Origin of the sequence: Phenylobacterium sp. (assembly GCF_036821595.1) — a bacterium.
GTDB lineage: Bacteria > Pseudomonadota > Alphaproteobacteria > Caulobacterales > Caulobacteraceae > Phenylobacterium.
In genome coordinates, this window is record NZ_DAISJG010000009.1 from 51,225 (window position 1) to 70,322 (window position 19,098).

At 71.3% G+C, this 19,098-nt stretch carries 17 protein-coding genes; 12 read left to right on the forward strand and 5 right to left on the reverse strand.

Annotation, left to right across the window (positions count from 1 at the left end; all coding sequences use genetic code 11):
* The first annotated feature begins 127 nt into the window (after positions 1–127).
* Entirely contained in the window at positions 128–547 is a 420-nt protein-coding gene (locus V7Z97_RS07175) for a VOC family protein (RefSeq protein WP_334162408.1), read from the forward strand.
* Positions 544–1,539, forward strand: coding sequence for a threonine ammonia-lyase (locus V7Z97_RS07180; protein ID WP_334162409.1), 996 nt, complete (start codon positions 544–546; stop codon positions 1,537–1,539). Before V7Z97_RS07175 ends, V7Z97_RS07180 begins: the two co-directional genes overlap by 4 nt.
* Before the next feature lie 33 nt (positions 1,540–1,572).
* On the opposite strand, the gene V7Z97_RS07185 is transcribed toward V7Z97_RS07180, so the two are convergent.
* The 3 genes from V7Z97_RS07185 to V7Z97_RS07195 are packed head-to-tail and all read right to left on the reverse strand — an operon-like array spanning position 1,573 to position 7,233.
* Positions 1,573–4,704: an efflux RND transporter permease subunit gene (locus V7Z97_RS07185; RefSeq protein WP_334162411.1), complete on the reverse strand. Its 3,132-nt coding sequence runs from the start codon at positions 4,702–4,704 to the stop codon at positions 1,573–1,575.
* A complete protein-coding gene (locus V7Z97_RS07190) occupies positions 4,701–5,801 on the reverse strand; it encodes an efflux RND transporter periplasmic adaptor subunit (RefSeq protein WP_334162413.1) in 1,101 nt (366 codons plus the stop codon). Before V7Z97_RS07190 ends, V7Z97_RS07185 begins: the two co-directional genes overlap by 4 nt.
* Before the next feature lie 7 nt (positions 5,802–5,808).
* Positions 5,809–7,233 carry a TolC family protein gene (locus V7Z97_RS07195; RefSeq protein ID WP_334162414.1) on the reverse strand — a complete coding sequence of 475 codons (1,425 nt, stop codon included), beginning with the start codon at positions 7,231–7,233 and terminating at the stop codon, positions 5,809–5,811.
* Between the two features lie 191 nt (positions 7,234–7,424).
* On the opposite strand from V7Z97_RS07195, the gene V7Z97_RS07200 reads away from it, so the two are divergent.
* The 4 genes from V7Z97_RS07200 (at position 7,425) to V7Z97_RS07215 (ending at position 11,886) form a co-directional block, all read left to right on the forward strand.
* Positions 7,425–8,195 carry a TetR/AcrR family transcriptional regulator gene (locus V7Z97_RS07200; protein ID WP_334162416.1) on the forward strand — a complete coding sequence of 257 codons (771 nt, stop codon included), beginning with the start codon at positions 7,425–7,427 and terminating at the stop codon, positions 8,193–8,195.
* 60 nt (positions 8,196–8,255) lie between these two features.
* The gene (locus tag V7Z97_RS07205) at positions 8,256–9,908 is read left to right on the forward strand and encodes a M28 family metallopeptidase (RefSeq protein WP_334162417.1); all 1,653 of its coding nucleotides are present in this window, start codon (positions 8,256–8,258) and stop codon (positions 9,906–9,908) included.
* Between the two features lie 5 nt (positions 9,909–9,913).
* The gene (locus V7Z97_RS07210) at positions 9,914–10,735 is read left to right on the forward strand and encodes a DUF72 domain-containing protein (RefSeq protein ID WP_334162418.1); all 822 of its coding nucleotides are present in this window, start codon (positions 9,914–9,916) and stop codon (positions 10,733–10,735) included.
* A 317-nt stretch (positions 10,736–11,052) separates the two neighbouring features.
* Positions 11,053–11,886: a flagellin gene (locus tag V7Z97_RS07215; RefSeq protein ID WP_334162420.1), complete on the forward strand. Its 834-nt coding sequence runs from the start codon at positions 11,053–11,055 to the stop codon at positions 11,884–11,886.
* A gap of 34 nt (positions 11,887–11,920) precedes the next feature.
* Here the strand turns inward: V7Z97_RS07215 and V7Z97_RS07220 are convergent, their stop codons facing one another.
* Complete coding sequence (locus tag V7Z97_RS07220; protein ID WP_334162422.1) at positions 11,921–12,319, reverse strand: DUF6491 family protein; 399 nt, start codon at positions 12,317–12,319, stop codon at positions 11,921–11,923.
* Positions 12,320–12,388: 69 nt separating this feature from the next.
* Complete coding sequence (locus tag V7Z97_RS07225; RefSeq protein WP_334162423.1) at positions 12,389–12,643, reverse strand: DUF378 domain-containing protein; 255 nt, start codon at positions 12,641–12,643, stop codon at positions 12,389–12,391.
* Between the two features lie 223 nt (positions 12,644–12,866).
* On the opposite strand from V7Z97_RS07225, the gene V7Z97_RS07230 reads away from it, so the two are divergent.
* From V7Z97_RS07230 to V7Z97_RS07255, 6 genes are all read left to right on the forward strand, one after another.
* The gene (locus V7Z97_RS07230) at positions 12,867–13,775 is read left to right on the forward strand and encodes an SDR family oxidoreductase (RefSeq protein ID WP_334162424.1); all 909 of its coding nucleotides are present in this window, start codon (positions 12,867–12,869) and stop codon (positions 13,773–13,775) included.
* 79 nt (positions 13,776–13,854) lie between these two features.
* Positions 13,855–14,478: a TetR/AcrR family transcriptional regulator gene (locus V7Z97_RS07235; protein WP_334162425.1), complete on the forward strand. Its 624-nt coding sequence runs from the start codon at positions 13,855–13,857 to the stop codon at positions 14,476–14,478.
* Complete coding sequence (locus tag V7Z97_RS07240; protein ID WP_334162427.1) at positions 14,479–15,525, forward strand: alpha/beta hydrolase; 1,047 nt, start codon at positions 14,479–14,481, stop codon at positions 15,523–15,525. It begins immediately after the preceding gene.
* Entirely contained in the window at positions 15,525–16,505 is a 981-nt protein-coding gene (locus V7Z97_RS07245; RefSeq protein WP_334162428.1) for an NADPH:quinone oxidoreductase family protein, read from the forward strand. The genes V7Z97_RS07240 and V7Z97_RS07245 overlap by 1 nt, the downstream gene beginning before the upstream one ends.
* A 54-nt stretch (positions 16,506–16,559) precedes the next feature.
* Positions 16,560–17,309, forward strand: coding sequence for a type I methionyl aminopeptidase (map, locus tag V7Z97_RS07250; protein ID WP_334162429.1), 750 nt, complete (start codon positions 16,560–16,562; stop codon positions 17,307–17,309).
* 10 nt (positions 17,310–17,319) lie between these two features.
* Positions 17,320–19,056 carry a hypothetical protein gene (locus tag V7Z97_RS07255; protein WP_334162430.1) on the forward strand — a complete coding sequence of 579 codons (1,737 nt, stop codon included), beginning with the start codon at positions 17,320–17,322 and terminating at the stop codon, positions 19,054–19,056.
* Positions 19,057–19,098 lie beyond the last annotated feature (42 nt).

Sequence of the window (19,098 nt, forward strand, 5' to 3'; positions counted from 1 at the left end):
GACCTGCCCGGGGAGAGGCCCGCCGCCCTTCGACAGGTGCTCGACGGGGGACCTTGGATCGATTGTCGGGCGGGGTTTAGGCCACCGGGGGGTTCGCCTCAAGCCCCCCGCGCGCTATCACCACGCCATGGACATACCCCGCTTCCACCTGGCCTTCCCCGTCCGCGACCTGGCGGAGGCCCGCGCCTTCTACGGCGGCCTGCTCGGCTGCCCCGAGGGGCGGTCGAGCCCGGAGTGGGTGGACTTCGACTTCTACGGCCACCAGATCGTCGCCCACCTGTCGCCGGACGCGGTCGGCCACAACGCGACCAATCCCGTGGACGGTCACGACGTGCCGGTCCGCCACTTCGGCGCGATCCTCACCCTGCCCCAGTGGGAGGCGCTGGCCGAGAAGTTGCGGGCCGCGGCCGTGAGGTTCGTGATCGAGCCGAACATCCGCTTCAGGGGCCAGCCCGGCGAGCAGGCGACCATGTTCTTCCTCGACCCCTCCGGCAACGCGCTGGAGTTCAAGGCCTTCGCCGACGACGCCATGGTCTTCGCGAAATGAACGCCGTGGTCCCCGCGGTCACGCTCGCCGACATCGAGGCCGCGGCGGGCCGGCTGAAGGGCCAGGCGGTCGAGACCCCGCTGATCGAGAGCCCGGCGCTGAACGCGCGTCTGGGCCTGCGCGTGCTGATCAAGCCGGAGACCCTGCAGCGGGTCGGCGCCTTCAAGTTCCGCGGCGCCTACAACCGCCTGGTCCAGCTCGATGCGGACCAGCGGACCCGGGGCGTCGTCGCCTTCTCCTCCGGCAACCACGCCCAGGGCGTGGCGCTGGCGGCGAAGCTGTTGGGAATCCCGGCGGTCATCGTGATGCCCGACGACGCGCCGGCGGTGAAGGTCGAGGCGACGAAGGGCTACGGCGCCGATGTCCGTTTCTACAACCGCCTGACGGGGAAGACCCGGGAGCAGATCGCCGCCGAGATCGCCGCCGAGCGCGGCGCCGTGGTCGTGCCGGCCTTCGACGACCCGCACATCGTGGCCGGCCAGGGCACGGTGGGTCTGGAGATGGTCCGCCAGGCGCAGGCGCTGGGCGCGACGCTCGACGCCGCCATCGCCCCGATCAGCGGCGGCGGCCTGCTCGCCGGGATGGCCACGGCGATCAAGGCGCTGTCGCCGCAGACCGCTATCGTCGGCGTCGAGCCCGCCGCCTTCGACGACACCCTGCAGTCGCTGCAGAAGGGCCAGCGGGTCACGATCAGGCCGCAGGGCCGCTCCTACTGCGACGCCCTGGAGAGCCCCTTCCCCGGCGAGATCACCTTTCCGGTCATGCTCCGCACCGTGGCCGACGTGGCGACCGTCACCGACGCCGAAGTGGCCGAGGCGATGCGCTACGCCTTCTCGACGCTGAAGCTGGTGGTCGAACCCGGCGGCGCCGCGGGCCTCGCGGCCCTCCTGGCCGGCAAGGTGAAGGCCTTCGGCCCGACCGTGGGGCTCGTCCTCTCCGGCGGCAATGTGGATCCGGAGTTCTTCGGTCGGGTCATCCGGGGCGAGGCCTAGGAGCCCTCTCCCGCGAGCGGGAGAGGGTTGGCCCTAGAGCCGGTCCTCCGGCGCGGGCTGCAGGGGCGCCTCGCGGGGGGTGATCAGCTTGCCGAGCCTCGGCCGGACCCAGTTCTCGAAGTCGTCCACGAAGCGGTAGACCACCGGCACCAGCACCAGCGACAGCAGCGTGGAGGTGATCAGGCCGCCGATCACCGCCACGGCCATCGGCTGGCGGAACTCGGCGCCCTTCTCCAGAGCAAGCGCGGTCGGCAGCATGCCGGCGGCCATGGCCAGGGTGGTCATGATGATCGGCCGCGCCCGCTCGCGGCAGGCCTCGATCAGGGCGTCGTGCTGGGTCATCCCCTCCCGCTCGCGCTCGATGGCGTACTCCACCAGCAGGATCGAGTTCTTCGCCGCCAGGCCCATCAGCATCAGGAAGCCGATCAGCGACGGGATCGAGAGCGACAGGTTGAAGATCAGCAGGCCGATGAAGGCCCCGCCCACCGCCAGCGGCAGGGCCGCCAGGATGACGATCGGCTTGAAGAAGCTCTGGAACAGCAGCACCAGCACCGCGAACATCAGGAAGACGGCGGTGGCGAAGGCCACCACGAAGCCGCCGAACATCTCGGCCATGGCTTCGGCGTCGCCGATGGCGCCCGGCTCCACGCCCTTGGGCAGGTTCTTCATGATCGGCAGGTCGTGGACGGCCTTGGTGGCCTCGCCCAGTTCGACGCCGTCGGCCAGCTCGGCCTGGATGGTCACCTGCCGCTGGCGGTTCAGCCGGTCGATCCGGGCGGGGCCCGCCTGGAAGGCCACGTCGGCCACCGCGCCCAGAGTGGTGGTCCCGCCCATGGCGGTGGGCAGGCGCAGCTGCTTAATCTGCTCGATGTCGGCGCGGGCGCCTTCGGGCAGACGGATGCGGATCGGGATCCGCCGCTCGCCCTCGTTGAGCTTCGGCACATTGGCCTCGATATCGCCGACCGTGGCCACGCGGGCCGCCTGGGCGATGGTCGCCACCGAGACGCCGAGGCGGGCGGCCTCGTCGGGCTTGGGCCGGATCACCACCTCTGGTCCGACCGGCGGGTTTGCGGGACGCGGGTCGACGACCTCGTCCACGCCGCGCATCTGCCGCTCGAGTTCCAGGGCGGCCCTGTCCAGGGCGTCCGGGTCCTGGCCGGTGAGCACCTGCTGGAAGCCGGCGGAGCCCTGGAAGTCGAGGAAGTTCAGCCGCACGTCGGGGATCGCCGCGATCTGGGCGCGCACCCGGTCCTTGAGTTCGTTGCCGCTGACGCTCCGCTTGGGCGTCAGGAGCACGGTGATGGTGCCCGAGCGCAGGTCGCTCGCGCCGGGGCCTCCGCCGGGACCGAAGTTCGCCACGGTGGAGCCGACCTGGGTGAACACCGCGGTGACCTCGGGCTGCGCCCGCATCACCCGGGTGACCGCCTGGGTCGCCGCCTCCATGTCCGCCAATGTCGCGCCCGGCGGGCCCTGGACGTTGACGTAGACGTAGTCGGGGTCGCCCGGCGGCTGGAAGCCCTGGGGCAGCAGGCCGATCAGCATCACCGAGCCGATGAACATGACCAGGCCGGCGATGGCAGCGACGATCCGGTGCGCCAGCGCCCATTCCAGCGCATTGCGGTAGAAGCCCTCGAACGGCTTGCGTTCGTGCGGCTTGGTCGACGGCTTGAGGAAATAGGCGGCCATCAGCGGCGTCACCAGGCGCGCGACCAGCAGCGAGAACAGCACCGCCACCGAGACGGTGAGGCCGAACTCCTTGAAGAACTGGCCGGGGATGCCCGGCATGAAGCTCACCGGCGTGAACACCACCACGATGGCCATGGTGGTCGCCACCACGGCCAGGCCGATGGCGTCGGCGCCCTGCAGGGCGGCCTGGAACGGCCGGATGCCGCGGGCGACCCGCTTCTCGATGTTCTCGATCTCGACGATGGCGTCGTCGACCAGGATGCCGATGACCAGGGTGAGCGCCAGCAGGGTCACGAGGTTCAGCGAGAACCCGGCCAGCTTCATCACGAAGAAGGTGGGGATCAGCGACACCGGCATGGCCAGCACGGTGATCAGCGTCGCCCGCCAGTCGCGCAGGAAGAACAGCACCACCAGCGCGGCCAGGAACATGCCCTCGAGCAGCACGTGCTGGGTCGCCCGGAAGTTGGCCCGGGTCTCGTCCACCGAGGCGTAGATCTTGGTGAAGGTCACGCCCGGATAGGTCTTCTCCATCTGGGCGAGCTTGGCGTTGACCGCGTCCTCGGTCTGGACGTCCGAGGCCTCCTTGGTCTTGGCCACCTGGAAGCCCACCACCGGCCGCCCGTCGAGGCGCGCGAAGCCGCGTGGCTCGGACGCGCCGTCGCCGATCTCGGCCACGTCGGTCAGGCGGACATAGGTCCCGGTCCCCGTGGGGATGGTCATGTCGCGCAGCTGCTGGACGGTCTCCACGGAACCCAGCACGCGCAGCGTCTGCTCGCGGCCCCCGACCTCGAGCCGGCCGCCCGGCGCGTCCAGCTGGAAGCTCGACAGGGCGTTGTTGACCTGCGCCGCCGTCAGCCCGCGCGCGGCCAGCCGCATGGGATCGATGACGACGTTGATCTCGCGCGCGACGCCCCCGACACGGGTCACCTGGGCCACGCCGCGGGCGGTCTGCAGCTCGCGGCTGATGGTGTCGTCCACGAACCAGGACAGCTCCTCGTCCGACATGGCCGGGGCCGCCACAGCGTAGGTGATGATCGGGAAGGCGCTGTCGATCTCCACCTGGGTGATCGTCGGCTCGTCGATGTCGCGCGGCAGCACCTGGCGCGCCTGGTCGATCTTGGCCCGGACCTCGTCGGTCTTCTTCTGGAGGTCCTCGCCCATCTCGAACTGGATCGAGGTGGTGGAGACGCCCTGGGTGACCACCGACTGGACGTTGTCGACGCCGGTGATGCCGGCGATGGCGTCCTCCACGGGACGGGTGATCTGGGTCTCCATCTCGCCCGGCGCGGCGCCGGACTGGGTGACGGTCACCGCCACCACCGGGAACTGGATGTTCGGGTACTGCTTCACCGGCAGGCCCGAGTAGGCGATCAGCCCGGCGATCACGAGCCCGAGGAACAGCAGGGCGACCGGGACCGGGTTCTTGATCGCCCAGGCCGAGATCGGGAAATTGGACGGGTTGCCGTGGCGCTCGCTCATCGCTTGGCCCCTGCGGCAGGCGCCGCGCCGGCGGTGCGGGCGGGAGCCGCGGCGGCGCCGGCGGGGGCTTCCGTCGGACGCACGAGGTCGCCGTCGAGCAGGAAGGAGGCGGCGTTCTGCACCACGCGGGCGCCCTGCGGCGGACCGCGGACGATCTCCACCAGGCCGCCGCCGCGCTGGCCGGTCTGCACCGCCACGCGCCGCACCCGGTTGTCGTCGCCGACCACCATCACGCTGGCGCCGTTGGCGTCGTAGCGGATCGCCGCTTCCGGCACGGCCGGCACGGCCAGGCCGACCTGGTCGAACACGGCGCGGGCGAAGCCCCCGGCGCGGATGTCGCTGCGCACCGGCAGGGTGACGCGGACCACGCCGAGCTTGGTCTGCGGATCGATCTGCGGGCTGACGATGCGCACCGTGCCGGGCGCGGTGGCGCCGTTCGGCAGGGTCACCATGGCGCGCTGGCCGGGACGGATCCGGGCGAGGTCGTCCTGCGACACCTGGGCGGCGAGCTCCACCTGCCCCTCGCGGGCCAGGCGGAACCACGGCGTGGCGCCGCCGGCCGAGAGGTCGCCGGGACGCACGGTCCGCTCGAGCACCAGGCCGGAGACCGGCGCGGTGACGCTCATCTTGCGCATTCGGGTCTGGAGGTCCCGCAGGTTGGCGCGCGCCACCTGAGCCTGCAGCCGGCGCTGCACGATCTGCTCCTGCGAGAGCACGCCCTGGTCCTCGAGCCCCTGCACCCGGCGGGCCTGGTCCTCGGCCTGGGCCGCCTGGGCCTCGGCCTGGGCGAGCTGCGCCTGCAGCAGGGCCGGGTCGAGCTGGACGAGGGTCTGGCCCGCGCGGACGTAGTCGCCCACGTCGGCCAGCACCCGGGCGACGCGGAAGCCGGTAACCTCGGGCATGACCGCGGCCTCCTCGCGGGGCTGCAGGTCGCCGGACGCGGTGAGCGCGCCGGTCATGGCTCGCGGCTCCAGTCGCACAACGGTGACCGCGCGAGCCGCCTGCGAGGGGGCTGCCTTGGCCGGCTCCGGCTTGTGGCATCCCGCAAGCGCCACGGCGGCGGCCAGCGGGATGAAGGCGAGAAGGGATCGTCTCATGCGGGGCTCAGCGGGCTTTGGCGAGGGGAGAAGGACGGTCGGGGTTCCAGCCGCCGCCGAGGGCCCGGTAGGCCTGGACGGTGCGGCGGAGCGCCTGCACCTGGGCGGAGGTGAACTGGGTGCGGGTGGCGCGCCAGGCCTGTTCGGCGGAGAGCGCGGTCTGCAGGTCGGTGAGTCCGCGGGAATAGCCCAGGCGGGCCGCCTCGTAGGCGCGGGCGGCGCGCACCTCGCCGTCGCGGAGCAGGGCCACCCGGCGGCGGTCGGCGTCCAGGCGGACCAGGGCGCCCTCGGCCTCGCCGAAGGCGGTCTGCACGGTGCGCTCGTAGTTGATCACCGCCTGCTCGGCGCGCGCGTTCTCCGCCTTCAGGTCGGCGAGCAGGCGCGGGATCGACAGGATCGGCTGGGTCACCGTCCCGCCGATCGACCAGTTCCAGCTCTCGCTCTCGAAGCCTGGCTGCTCCTGACGGCTCCAGCCGATGCCGGGGGTCAGGTCGAAGGTGGGCAGGAAGGCGCGCTCGGCGATGTCCTGACGGCCGGCGGCCGAGCGCACGCGCGCCTGGGCCTCGCGGATGTCGGGGCGGCGGGCGAGGAGTTCGCTGGGAATGGTCGACGGCACGGGCGGCAGCGTCCCGACGCTCGCCCGGGCGTCGATGTTGGCGGTCGGCTCGGCCGCGCGGCCGGTGAGGATAAGCAGAGCGCGGCGCTGGGCCTGCAGCTCGGCTTCCATGGCCGCCACCTGGGCGTCGGCCTGGGCGAGGTCGCCGGCGATGCGGTCCGGTTCGGAGGAGGCCGAGAGGCCGGCCGCCGCCCGCTTCCCGGCGAGGTCGTAGAGCTCCCGCTGGATGCGCGCGGTCTCGCGGGCGTCGGCGAGCTGGATGGCCAGCCCGCGGGCCTGGAACCAGGAGTCGGCCACCTGGGCGGCGATCGCCGCGCGCGTGCCTTCGTAGGCGAAGCGCTGGGCCGCCACGTCGGCGTTGGCCGCGCGGGCGGCGGCGAAGGTGCGACCGAAGAGGTCGAGTTCCCAGCTCACGTTGAAGTTCGCCTGGTAGGCCTCCGACGTGCCGCTGGTGGAGAAGCCGGGGATGCTCACCTGGGCCCCGGAGAGCTGCTCGGTTTCGGTCCGCCGGGCCGAGCCGGCGGCGTCGCCCTGCGGAAGCAGGCTGAGGATGGCGCTGCTGCGCTGTGCGCGCACCTCCTGCAGCCGGGCCGCGGCGGTGCGCACGTCGGTGTTGGCGGCGAGCGCCTGCTCCACGAGCCCGCTCAGTTCGGGCTCCGCGAAGGCGGTCCACCACCGGTCGAGATCGACCGCCTGCCCGGCGCCCCCGGGCTGGGCCTCGAAGGCGCCGGGCAGGCTGAGGTCGGGCGTGCGCGGGCTGGCGCAGGCGGCCAGGGCGAGCGCGGCGGCGACGGCCAGGGTGGAAGGATGACGCATCGGCGGACTTCGCTAGGAGGAGCCTTGAGGGCGCGTTTGTTGAACACAGATAGGCGACGGCGCAATGTCCGCGCCGCAACACTCCCACCCGATCGCTTCGCTCCTGCCGGCGCCTCTGACGGGCCCTGGCCAGCGCGGCTGTGCCCCAAACTCCGTATCATGTAAAGTGTTTTTGGTGTAATGTTCGGGTCATGTCCGCCGAACCTCCCCACCGTAGCGATCCCCGGCGCAGCATCGAGCTCCTCTGGGGCCGGCAGGAGCCCGGCCGGCGCGGACCCAAGCCCCGCCGTCGCCTGGACGAGGTGGTGGGCGCGGCCATCGCGCTCGCCGATAAGGAAGGCCTGAAGTCGCTGTCCATGCGCCGCGTGGCCGAGGCCGTGGGGCTCTCGCCCATGGCGCTCTACACCTACGCCCCGTCGAAGGCCGAGCTCGTCGACCTGATGATCGACACCGTGCTGGGCGAGGCGGCCGGACCGGACGGCGCCCAGCGCGACTGGCGCTCGGGCCTGGAGTTCATGGCCCGGCAGTACTGGGCGCTCGGCCACCGCCATCCCTGGATGCTGCAGATCGCCAGCCAGCGGCCGCCGCTGGGGCCCAACTTCCTGCACCGCCTGGAAGCCGCCTTCCGCGCCCTCGACGGCATCGGCCTGGACGAGGTGGAGATGGAGCTCGCCGAGGGGCTGGTCAGCGACTACGTCCTGGGCGCCGTGCGCTCGGCGCTCGAGGCCCGCGAGCTGGAGCGCCAGACGGGCCTTACCGACGAGCAGTGGCTGGCCATCGCCGAGCCGGCCCTGCAGGAGATCCTCGAGGACGGCGACTTCCCGGTGCTCCGCCGGGTGGGCGAGGCCTGCCGCGCGGCGTACGGCGGCGTCTGGGACCGCAGCCGCGGCTTCGAATTCGGGCTGCAGCGGGTGCTGGACGGCATCGAGGTGTTCATCGCCCGCAAGCGCGCTGCGGCCTAGCCGGACGCCTCGGGAGGCAATAGGGTCGCCGCACTTTCCGACCCCTCACCGAGTGAATTGATGAAAAAGCTTCTCCTCGGCGCGGCCGCGCTCAGCGTGCTGGCCGCCCTTCCCGCCTACGCCGCCGATCCGGTGGACGCCCGGCGGATGGCCCAGGACATCAAGATCCTGTCCTCCGACGCGTTCGAGGGCCGCGGCCCCGCCACGGAGGGCGAGAAGAAGACCGTCGCCTACATCGCCGAGCAGATGAAGGCCGCCGGACTGCAGCCCGGGGGCGATCTGCAGGGCGGGACCCGGGCCTGGACCCAGGACGTGCCGCTCGCCCGCTTCACCACCAAGGGACCCGTGAACGTCAGCGTGAGGGCCGGCGGCGAGACCCAGGCCTGGACCCAGGGCGAAGAGGTCGCCATCCGCGCCGCCCAGACGGGCATCGACCGGCTGACGGTCAGGGACGCGCCGGTGGTCTTCGTGGGCTACGGCGTCACCGCGCCGGAGAAGCAGTGGGACGACTTCAAGGGCTACGACCTGAAGGGCAAGGTGGCCCTGGTCCTGGTCAACGACCCCGACTTCGAGACCGGCGAAGGCGACTTCGGCGGCAAGGCCATGACCTACTACGGCCGCTGGACCTACAAGTACGAGGAAGCCGCCCGCCAGGGGGCGGTGGGCTTCCTGGTGATCCACGAGCGCGAGCCGGCCAGCTACGGCTGGGCCACGGTGAAGAACTCCAACACCAACGAGATCTTCGACGTCATCCGCAAGAACCCGTCCGAGGCGCACGCGCCCCTGGAGGGCTGGGTCCAGCGCGACAACGCCGTCGACCTGTTCCGCAAGGCCGGCCTCGACTTCGAGGCCCTGAAGAAGCAGGCCCAGACCCGCGACTTCCGTCCCGTGGAGCTGCGCGGCGTCACCTTCTCCACCGACTACGCCGTCGACGCTCAGAAGGTGGTGTCCAAGAACGTGGTCGGCGTCCTGCCCGGCAAGACCCGGCCGGAGGAACGCGTCTTCTACACCGCCCACTGGGACCACCTGGGCGTGGGCCTGCCCGATGCGAAGGGCGACAGGATCTACAACGGCGCGGTGGACAACGCCTCGGGCACCGCAGCCCTCATCGAACTCGGCCGCGCCTTCGCCAAGGGCCCGCGTCCCGACCGCTCCATCGTCTTCCTGGCGGTGACCGCCGAGGAGAAGGGCCTGCTGGGCACCGAGTACTACGCCGACAACCCGCTCTATCCGCTGGGGACCACGGTCGCAGACCTCAACATGGACGGCATGAACCTGATCGGCCCGGCGAAGGACGTGACCATGTCGGGCGACGCCCCGCTCACCCTGCAGGACGACCTGATCAAGCTCGCCGCCGAGCGCGGCCTGACCTTCAGCCCCGATCCAAACCCGCAGGCGGGCAGCTTCTACCGCTCGGACCACTTCCCGTTCGCCAAGCGCGGCGTGCCGGCGATCTCCTTCGGCGCGGGCGAGAACCTGGCCAAGGGCGGCGCGGAGGCCGGCAAGGCGGCCGCCGAGGCCTACATCAAGGACCGGTACCACCAGCCGGCCGACGAGTACGATCCCAACTGGGACCTCACGGGCCTCAGCCAGGAAGTCGGCCTGTTCTACGAAATGGGCCGCCGGCTCGCGAATTCGAACGTCTGGCCCGAGTGGAAGGAAGGCGCCGAGTTCAAGGCCGAGCGCGACAAGACCAGGTCCATGCGGAGGTAAGCGCGATGGCGGGGCGGATCCGGACGGGCATCGGGGGCTGGACCTTCGAGCCCTGGCGCGGCGTCTTCTATCCGAAGGGACTGAAGCACGCCGACGAACTGCACTTCGCGTCCAGGCGCCTCGCCACCATCGAGATCAACGGCACCTACTATTCCAGCTTCAAGCCCGACAGCTGGGCCAAGTGGCGGGAAGCCACGCCGGAAGGCTTCCGCTTCTCGGTGAAGGCCTCGCGGTTCTGCACGAACCGCAAGGTCCTCTCCGACGGCAAGGGCTCCATGGACATCTTCCTGAACCAGGGGCTCGTGGAGCTGGGCGACCGGCTGGGCCCGATCCTCTGGCAGTTCATGCCGACCAAGAAGTTCGACTACGACGAGTTCGCGGGCTTCCTGGACCTGCTGCCCGCGAAGCTGGAGGGACTGCCGCTGCGCCATGTGGTGGAGGTGCGCAACGCCACCTTCGCCGATCCGAAGTTCGTTGGCTTGTGCCGCGAGCGGGGCGTGGCGATCTGCAACTCCGAGAACGAGAACTATCCCTACATCCCGGACATCACCGCCGACTTCGTCTACATGCGGCTCCTGTCGGCGAACGACGCCATCGAGACCGGCTACACGCCCGACGAGCTCGACCTGTGGGCCGGCCGCTTCAAGGAGTATGCGCAGGGCCGGGTGCCCGGCGACTTCCGTCCCCTGGACCCCACGGGACCGCCCGAGGCGCCCCGCGACGTCTACGCCTACGTCATCCACGAGGGAAAGGTGCGCGCGCCCCGCGCGGCCATGGAGCTGCAGGCCCGCTGCGGCGGCCTCGAGCCGGCGGCCGAAGCCGTCTGAGCCGGCTGCCCCAACCCGCGCAGAATGGGAAGCGTGACGGGTCGCCGCAAGTCCAGCTTGACTGTTATGATTATCGTGATTAGTATATATCGGCAGCTATTGCCTATAGATGGGCAATTCTTGTCGGCCGATAGGCAATAACTGCCGCTGATACAGAATTGCTCGGCAGCATTGACTGCCTTCCCCTCCTTTGCCGGGGTTGTTTTGCCGGGCCAGCGTCGGTTGGCGCCCCTTTTGCCTTGTGAAGCGCGGGCAAAACGCCCTCGTCCGCCAAAACGGCGGGCGGCCATAACCCTAAAAGAAAGGGCCCGCTCTTCATGCCTATGAACAGCGTCAACACCAACACGGGGGCGATGCTCGCCCTCCAGAACCTCAACGCCACCAATACCGACCTGCAGGTCACCCAAGGCCGGATCAACACCGGCAAGCGGGTGGGCAGCGTGAAGGACAACGGCGCCATCTGGGCCATCGCCCAGAACCAGCGTGCGACGTCCAACTCGCTCAACGCCGTCAGGGAGTCCCTGCAGCGGGGTCAGTCCACCGTGGACGTGGCCATCTCGGCCGGCGAGACCATTTCCGACCTCCTCATCACGATGAAGGAAAAGGCGCTGGCCGCGGCCGACTCGTCCCTCGACGCCAACAGCCGGACGGCGCTGAACGACGACTTCATCTCCCTGCGCGACCAGATCACCAAGGCCGTGGACAACGCCGTGTTCAACGGCGCCAACATGATCAAGTCGGGCGGCACCACCGTGGAGGCCCTGGCCAACGCGGACGCCTCCTCTGTGATCACCGTGGCCGCCCAGGACCTGTCGCTCGGGGGCGCAGCTCTCGGGACCCTCGACAGCACCTCGGAGATCAACTCGCAGGCGACGGCCTCGGCCATGATCGCGACGCTCAACAGCGCGATCACCAACGTCTCGAGCGCGCTCTCCAAGCTGGGGACGGGCTCCACGTCGCTGGCGTCTCACCTGAAGTTCGTCGGCAAGCTCCAGGACACCCTGGACGCCGGGGTGGGCAACCTCGTCGATGCGGACCTGGCCAAGGAAAGCGCCAAGCTCCAGTCGCTGCAGACCAAGCAGCAGCTGGGCATCCAGGCGCTGTCCATCGCCAACCAGGCGTCGTCGACCCTGCTCAGCCTGTTCAGGTAAGACGATCCGTCCCTCCGGGCGTCCGTGGGGCTCTCTAGGGTCTTGCGGCGTCCGGCAGGGCGGCGACTTCCTCAGGCGTCAGCCGTCGGACGGTGCGCACGTGGCATCTCTGGGGACCAATGGACGTCGGTGCGATCAGCACCGCGTCCAGCCCCGTGCAGATGCTGGATCCGCCGCGCGACTGGATGGCGATCCGGCTGGCCCAGTCCACGTCGGGACAGGGGCCGATCAGGTCGAGCCGGTAGACTTCCCTCACGCCGATCCGGAGGTTCACGGCGCGGTCGTCCACCGCCCGGAAACCGGTGACGCTGTTGGCCCAGAAGCATTGCCGCCCCCCGGCGGGGCCGGCCTCCGCGTTCAGCCGCGCACCCGCGGCGCACCCCGCCAGCGCCAGCGAAGCGAGCGCCGCCAGCGGCGCGATCAGGATCCTCACCCCCGGTCCCTCCCGGCTGGAATGCCCTGGCCCCGCGGCGACCGCGGAGCCAGGACCACTCTATAACGCCTAGCGCGTGGTGTGCATGTCGCGATGCGCCGCCTCGGCATGGGTCTCGCCCATGCTCAGCGACTTCACCCACGGCATGATCTGCCAGAGCGCCGACAGGCCCACGAGGCCGTAGACCACCTTGGCCATCGCCGCGTCGTCGCCGCCGAACAGGTTCGCCACCAGATCCATTTCGTGGCCGCCGAGGGCCACGAGGCCCCAGTTCACGCCCCCGACGATCAAGAGGAGAAGGGTTAGGATGTTGAGCCACTTCATGATTGGCCTCCAGTTTTTGCGCCTTGGATACCGCGCTTAATCCGTCCGAACCCTGCACGTTCCCGGATGGGTACTGGCCACGTCATTTGACACACAATATCTACTCACCTGCTGCGAAGTTTTCGCGAGGCGGGAGACTTTCCGAGGTCGGGCCGACCGACGCGCTTGACCGCCCCCACGTCAGGGGCGTGTGCTTCGCGCCAACGACAAGCCGGAGGAGCCGATGACCGAATTCACCATGGACGACCTGATGTTCCGCCCGGGGCTGATGAAGGGCCAGCGGATCCTCATCACCGGCGGCGGCACGGGCCTGGGCAAGGTAATGGCCGAGGCCTGCCTGATGCTGGGCGCCGACGTCTACATCTGGGGCCGCCGGGGCAATGTCATCGAGGACGCCGCCAAGGAGCTGATGGACGCCCACGGCGGCAAGTGCGTGGGCATGGCCTGCGACATTCGCGTGCCCGAGGCGATCCACGACGCCATGGACGAGATCTGGTCCGGCGGAGCCCTGACCGGCCTGGTCAACAACGCCGCGGGCAACTTCATCAGCCGCACCGAGGACCTGTCGCCGCGCGGCTTCGACGCCATCGCAAACATCGTCTTCCGCGGCTCGTTCTTCGTCACCCTCGACGCCGGCAAGCGCTGGCTGGCGGAGGGCAAGCCCGCCTCGGTGGTCTCGATCCTCACCACCTGGGTCTGGCACGGCGGCCCCTTCACCGTTCCCTCGGCCATGTCCAAGGCGGGCCTGAACGTGATGACCCAGTCGCTGGCGGTGGAGTGGGGCAACCGCGGCGTACGCTTCAACGCCATCGCGCCCGGCCCCTTCCCCACCGAAGGCATGAGCGCGCGCCTCAATCCCGGCGGGTCCGGCCGGCCGGAAGGCCCCGCCGACCCGATGATCCCGCTGGGCCGCAACGGCGAGATGCGCGAGCTGGCCAACCTCGCTGTCTACCTGCTGCATCCCCTGTCCGCCTACGTGAACGGCCAGACGATCGCCATCGACGGCGGTTCGCACCTGGCCGGCGGCGGCGGCTTCGCCCGCCTCGCTTCGTGGGGCGACAAGGAGTGGGAGGAGGCCCGCAACGCCATCAGGGCGACCAACGAGAAGGACCGCGCCCAGCGGACGGTATGACCCGCCGCGGTGCGATTGGCTTTCTCCGGAGCGCGGCTCTAGAATGACTCGCGTCATTTTCGAGTCAGCGTCAGGTCGCATGTCCCAGGTCGCCTATCTTCCGCTCGGCAAGCGCGAGCAGACAAAGGTCCAGAATCGCCTAGCGATCCTGGACGCCGCGCGGGAGGTGTTCGGCGAGCTGGGCTACGACACGGCCACGGTGCGCGACATCATCCGCCGCACCGGCCTCGCGGCGGGCACCTTCTACAACTACTACCGCTCCAAGGAGGAGGTCTTCGCGGCCCTGGCCGACGACGGGGCCCGGCGGTTCTCGCCGGTGCTGAAGAAGCTGCGCGCCGAGTCCGCCGGCTTCGAGGACTTCGTCCGCTCGGCCATCCGCGCCTACTTCGGCTTCCTGGCGGACGAGCACCAGAACTGGCTGGCCCGTCGTCCGCCGGGCGAGACCCACCCCCACATCCACGGCGAGACCCCGGAGATGGCCGCGGTGTTCGCCGAGGTGCGCGACGCCATGCAGGCGGCCATCGCCCGCCACGAGGGCCCGGCCGCGGACCCCGACTACATGGCGGCCGCCTGCATCGCCGTGGCCCGCGAGGTCGGCGACAAGATGCTCGCCCGCCGGCCCATCGACGTGGCCGGGGCGGCGGACTTCGCCACCGACATGATCCTGCACGGGCTCAAGGGCCTCCGCCGGACGACGGCCTAGATGCCCGCCGTCCGGACCCAGCGGCTGATCCTGCGCAAGCTGCTCTCGCTGCCCGCGCCGGTCCTGCGGCTGATGTCCGGCGGCGGCGTGGTCTATCAGGGCGGCCGCACCCTCGATCCGGCCTTCCAGTTCCTCGCCGCCCAGGTCCGCGGCCAGCCGTCCATGACCACCATGAGCCCGCAGGAGGCGCGCCGCGCCAACCGCGCGGCCCTGGCCGCCCTCACCACCGACCGGGATCCCGGCGTGCGGGTGGAGCCGCTGACCCTCGACGGGCCGGAGGGGCCGATCCCGGCCCGGGCCTACCGCCCCGACAACCAGGACCGCCACGCGCCGCTGATGGTCTTCGCCCACTTCGGCGGCGGCGTGATCGGCGACCTCGACACCTGCGAGGCCTTCTGCTCGATCCTGGCCAGGATCGCCCGCTGCCCGGTGCTGTCGGTGGACTACCGCCTGGCCCCCGAGCACCGCTTCCCGGCGGGCCTGGACGACGTGCTCTTCGCCTACCGCTGGGGCCGCGACAACGCGCGCCGCTTCGGCGCGCCGGAGGGGATCGCGGCAGTCGGCGGCGATTCCATGGGCGGCAACTTCGCCGCCGTGGTCTGCCAGGAGCTGAAGGCCGCGGGCGAGCCGCAGCCCTCCCTGCAGCTCCTCGTCTACCCGTGCGTCGACGTGGCCTGCCAGAGTGCGTCCATGACCACCTACGCCGAGGCCTTCCCGCTTAGCCGGGCGACGATGGACTGGTTCATGGGCCACTATCTGGGTCCCAGCGACAGCCCGGACGACCCTCGGCTCTCGCCGCTGCGCGCCAGGGACCTGCGGGGCCTCGCGCCGGCGGTGGTGGTCACCGCCGGCTTCGACCCCCTGCTCGACCAGGGGGAGGCCTATGCGCGGTGCCTCCGCGAGGCCGGGGTCCCGGTGGCCTACCGCTGCTACGACAGCCTGGCCCACGGCTTCACCGCCTTCACGGGCGCGGTGCGATGCGCCGACGTCGCCTGCCGGGAGATCGCCGGCCTGGTCCGCGAGGGCCTGGAAGGACGCATCGCCTGATGCGCGCCCTCGTCGTCGAGCGCCTGGCGCCGGAGTACGCCGGCTGCGGGGTGAGGGAGATCCCCACGCCCGAAGCCGGCCCCGGCGAGGTCCGGATCCGGGTGCGGGCCGCCGCCGTGAACTTCCCGGACCTGATGCAGACCCGGGGCGAGCACCAGCACAAGCCCGCCCTCCCCTTCGTCCCCGGCATGGAGCTGGCGGGGGAAGTGGAGGCGGTGGGCGAGGGCGTGACCGCCTGGCGGCCCGGCGACGCCGTCGCCGGCGGCGGCCGTGGTGGCATGGCGGAGTACGCGGTCATGCCCGCCGCCGGCCTGCACCGCGTGCCGGCGGGCATGAGCTTCAGCCAGGCCGCCGGCTATCCTGTCGCCTACCTGACGGCCTACGTTGCGCTGGAGCGCTGCGCCCGGCTGCAGCCCGGCGAATGGCTGCTGGTGCATGGCGCCGCGGGCGGGGTCGGTCTGGCCGCGGTCGACCTGGGCCAGGTGATGGGCGCCAAGGTGATCGCCGCCTCGGCCTCCGACGACAAGCTGGCCGTGATCGCCCGCGAGTACGCCCCCGAGGCCACCGTCAACGTCACCGGCGGTTTCCGCGAGCGGGTGAAGGAACTGACCGGCGGCCGCGGCGCCGACGTGATCTACGACCCCGTGGGCGGCGACGTCTTCGACGAGTCGATCCGCTGCGTCGCCTTCGGCGGCCGCATCCTGTCCATCGGCTTCACGTCCGGCCGCCTGCCGGTGCTTCCGGTGAACATCGCCCTCATCAAGGGCTTCTCGGTGATCGGCGTGCGCGCCGGCGAGTACGGCCGGCAGTTCCCCGAGAAGGGCCGCGAGAACATCGCGGCCATCTGGAAGCTGGCGGAGGAAGGCAAGGTGAAGCCCCGGGTCGACAGGGAGTACGCCCTGGCCGACTGGCGCGCGGCCTTCGACTCGCTCGCCGACCGGAAGGTGATCGGCAAGACCATCGTCCGGCCGGACCTCTAGGGCTGGCCCCGGCGCGGGAAGCGCGCCAACATTGGCTGCGAAGGAGCCTGCACCATGACCATCGGCAGCGAGGAAGAGCTGGAGAAGCTGAAGATCGCCGGACGGGTCGTCGCCCGCACCCTCGCGGCCATGGGCAAGGCGCTCGAGCCCGGCATCACCACGCGGGAGTTGGACCAGCTCGGCCGCCGGATGCTCGAGGAGGCGGGCGCCCGTTCGGCGCCGGAGCTGACCTACGACTTCCCCGGCGCCACCTGCATCTCCATCGGCCCCGACGTCGCCCACGGCATCCCCGACGACCGCAAAGTGGCCGCCGGCGACCTGATCAACATCGACGTCTCCGCCGAGGTGGACGGCTTCTTCGCCGACACCGGGGCGAGCTTCGCGGTGCCCCCCGCGAAGCCGAAGGTGGAGCGCCTCTGCCGCGACGGGCGCCGCGCCCTGTGGAGCGGCATCCGCGCCGTCCGCGCCGGCGGCGAGCTCGCCGCCGTCGGCCGCTCCATCCAGCAGTTCGCCGACCGCAACGGCTACACCCTGGTCCGCAACCTCGCGAGTCACGGCGTGGGCGGGGCCCTGCACGAGGAGCCCACCGAGATCGCCACCTGGCACGACAAGTCGGAGCGGCGGCGCATCCACGACGGCCTGGTGTTCACCATCGAGCCCTTCCTGTCCCTGGGCGCCGACTGGGTGGAGGAGACCGGCGACGGCTGGACCCTGCGCCCCACCGGCGGCCAGCCCACCGTGCAGTACGAGCACACCCTGGTGGCCACGCCGCGTGGCCCCGTCGTGGTCACGCTCGCCGACTGACCCCCCGCCGATGATCGAGCTCGCGCCGCTGGAGCGCGCCGCGGCCGGACGCACGCCGGAGCGCGCGGCGCTCGCCTTCGCCGCCCTGCGGGCCCTGGAGCGCGGGGAGCTGTTCGCCGCGGGCGTCCAGCCGCAGGACGGCTTCGCCCGGCTGGCCCGGGCGGTGGTCGAGGTGTTCGGCGATCCCGGCCTCACTCTATCCGACGGCGAGCGCTGGACGCTGGCCTTCTACGGATCCCTGCTCAACAGCCTGTTCGCCGCCGCCGGCCTCTGGCCGGAGGCCCCGGCGCTCTTCACCCTGGACTCGCCGCACGGCGGTCCCGCCGCTCCGGACCTCGCCCGGGCGCTGGGCCTGATCGCCACCTCCCCGGTGCTGACCGCGCGCGGCGCGGAGCGGCGCGAGCGGCTGCTGGCCGGCGCCGGCGCCCTGGAGGACCAGGCCCTGCCGGGCAGCCTGGCGGCCATCACCCTGGCCTCCGCCGCCTGGATGAGCTGCAGCTATGCGGCCGGCCCGGCGAAACACGCCCTCAAGCCCGTCCTGAACCGCGCCTTCCGCCGCCTGCTGGACGAGCTCGGCCTGCACGACCGGCCGCCGCCCGAGACGCGCGCCCTGCCCGACCGCCCGACCCTGCTCGTGATGGCCGAGGTGATCCAAGAGGCCCACGTCCAGTACCGCTACTTCGGCCAATACCTGCGTCAGCTCCGCACGCGCTTCCGACTGGTGCTGGTCGCGCCCAGGAAGGAGCTGGGGCCAGCCGTCGCCGCCCTCTTCGACGAGGTCTTCACCTTCGAGCCGGCGGCCGCGGACTTCGCCCCGGAGATCCTGGGGTTCGTCGCCCGCCTGGCCCCCGACCTCGTCTTCTGGCCCAGCGTCGGCATGGCCCGCTGGGGTCCGCTGCTGGCGAACCTGCGCCTGGCGCCCCTCCAGATGACGGCGCTCGGCCATTCGGCGTCCACCTTCATCCCGGCCATCGACTACTACCTGACCGAGGAGGGCTATGTGGCGGACGCCACCCTGTTCTCCGAGCGCCTGCTGCTGCTGCCGGACGCCAGCCTGCGGTTCGAGCGCCCGCCGGGCTACGTCCCCGTCGCCCCGCAGGTTCGCGAAACGGCCGACCCGGTTCGTGTCGCCGTCCCGAGCAACGTCCTGAAGCTCAATCCCGCCTTCCTGGAGATGCTCGGCCGGGTCCGGCGCGAGGCCGCCCGGCCGGTCCAGCTGCATCTCTTCCCCAACGCCTCCCTGCTCACCGTCTCGGCGCTGCGCGCGGCCGCCGGGCCGCTGCTGGAGGGCGCCGTCGTCTATCCCAGGCTCGCGCCCCGGGCCTATCTGGAGGCGCTGAACGCCTGCGACATGGTGCTGAGCCCCTGGCCGTTCGGCGGCCTGCACAGCGTCGTGGACGCGCTCCGCCAGGGCCTGCCCGTGGTCGCCATGGAGCGCCCGGAGCCGCACGGCCGCACCGACGCCATGATCCTGCGCCGGCTGGGCATGCCGGACTGGCTGGTGGCCCGGACGGAGGACGCCTACCTCGCCGCCGCCCTGCGCCTGATCGGCGACGACGCGGTCCGGCTGGAGACGAGCCGCGCGGCGCTCGCCTGCGACGTGGATCGGGTGATGTTCGGCGACGCCGCCACGCCCCCGGGCTCCGACGTCGTCGACCTCGTATGGGCCGCATTCCGCCGCCATGAGGCGATCCAGGCCGATCCTCGCCGCGTCTGGCGCCTGGCGGACCTCGCGGCGCTGGGCTGACGCCGGCGCCGTTGACATCCCCCGGCGGTTCCACTATCCACC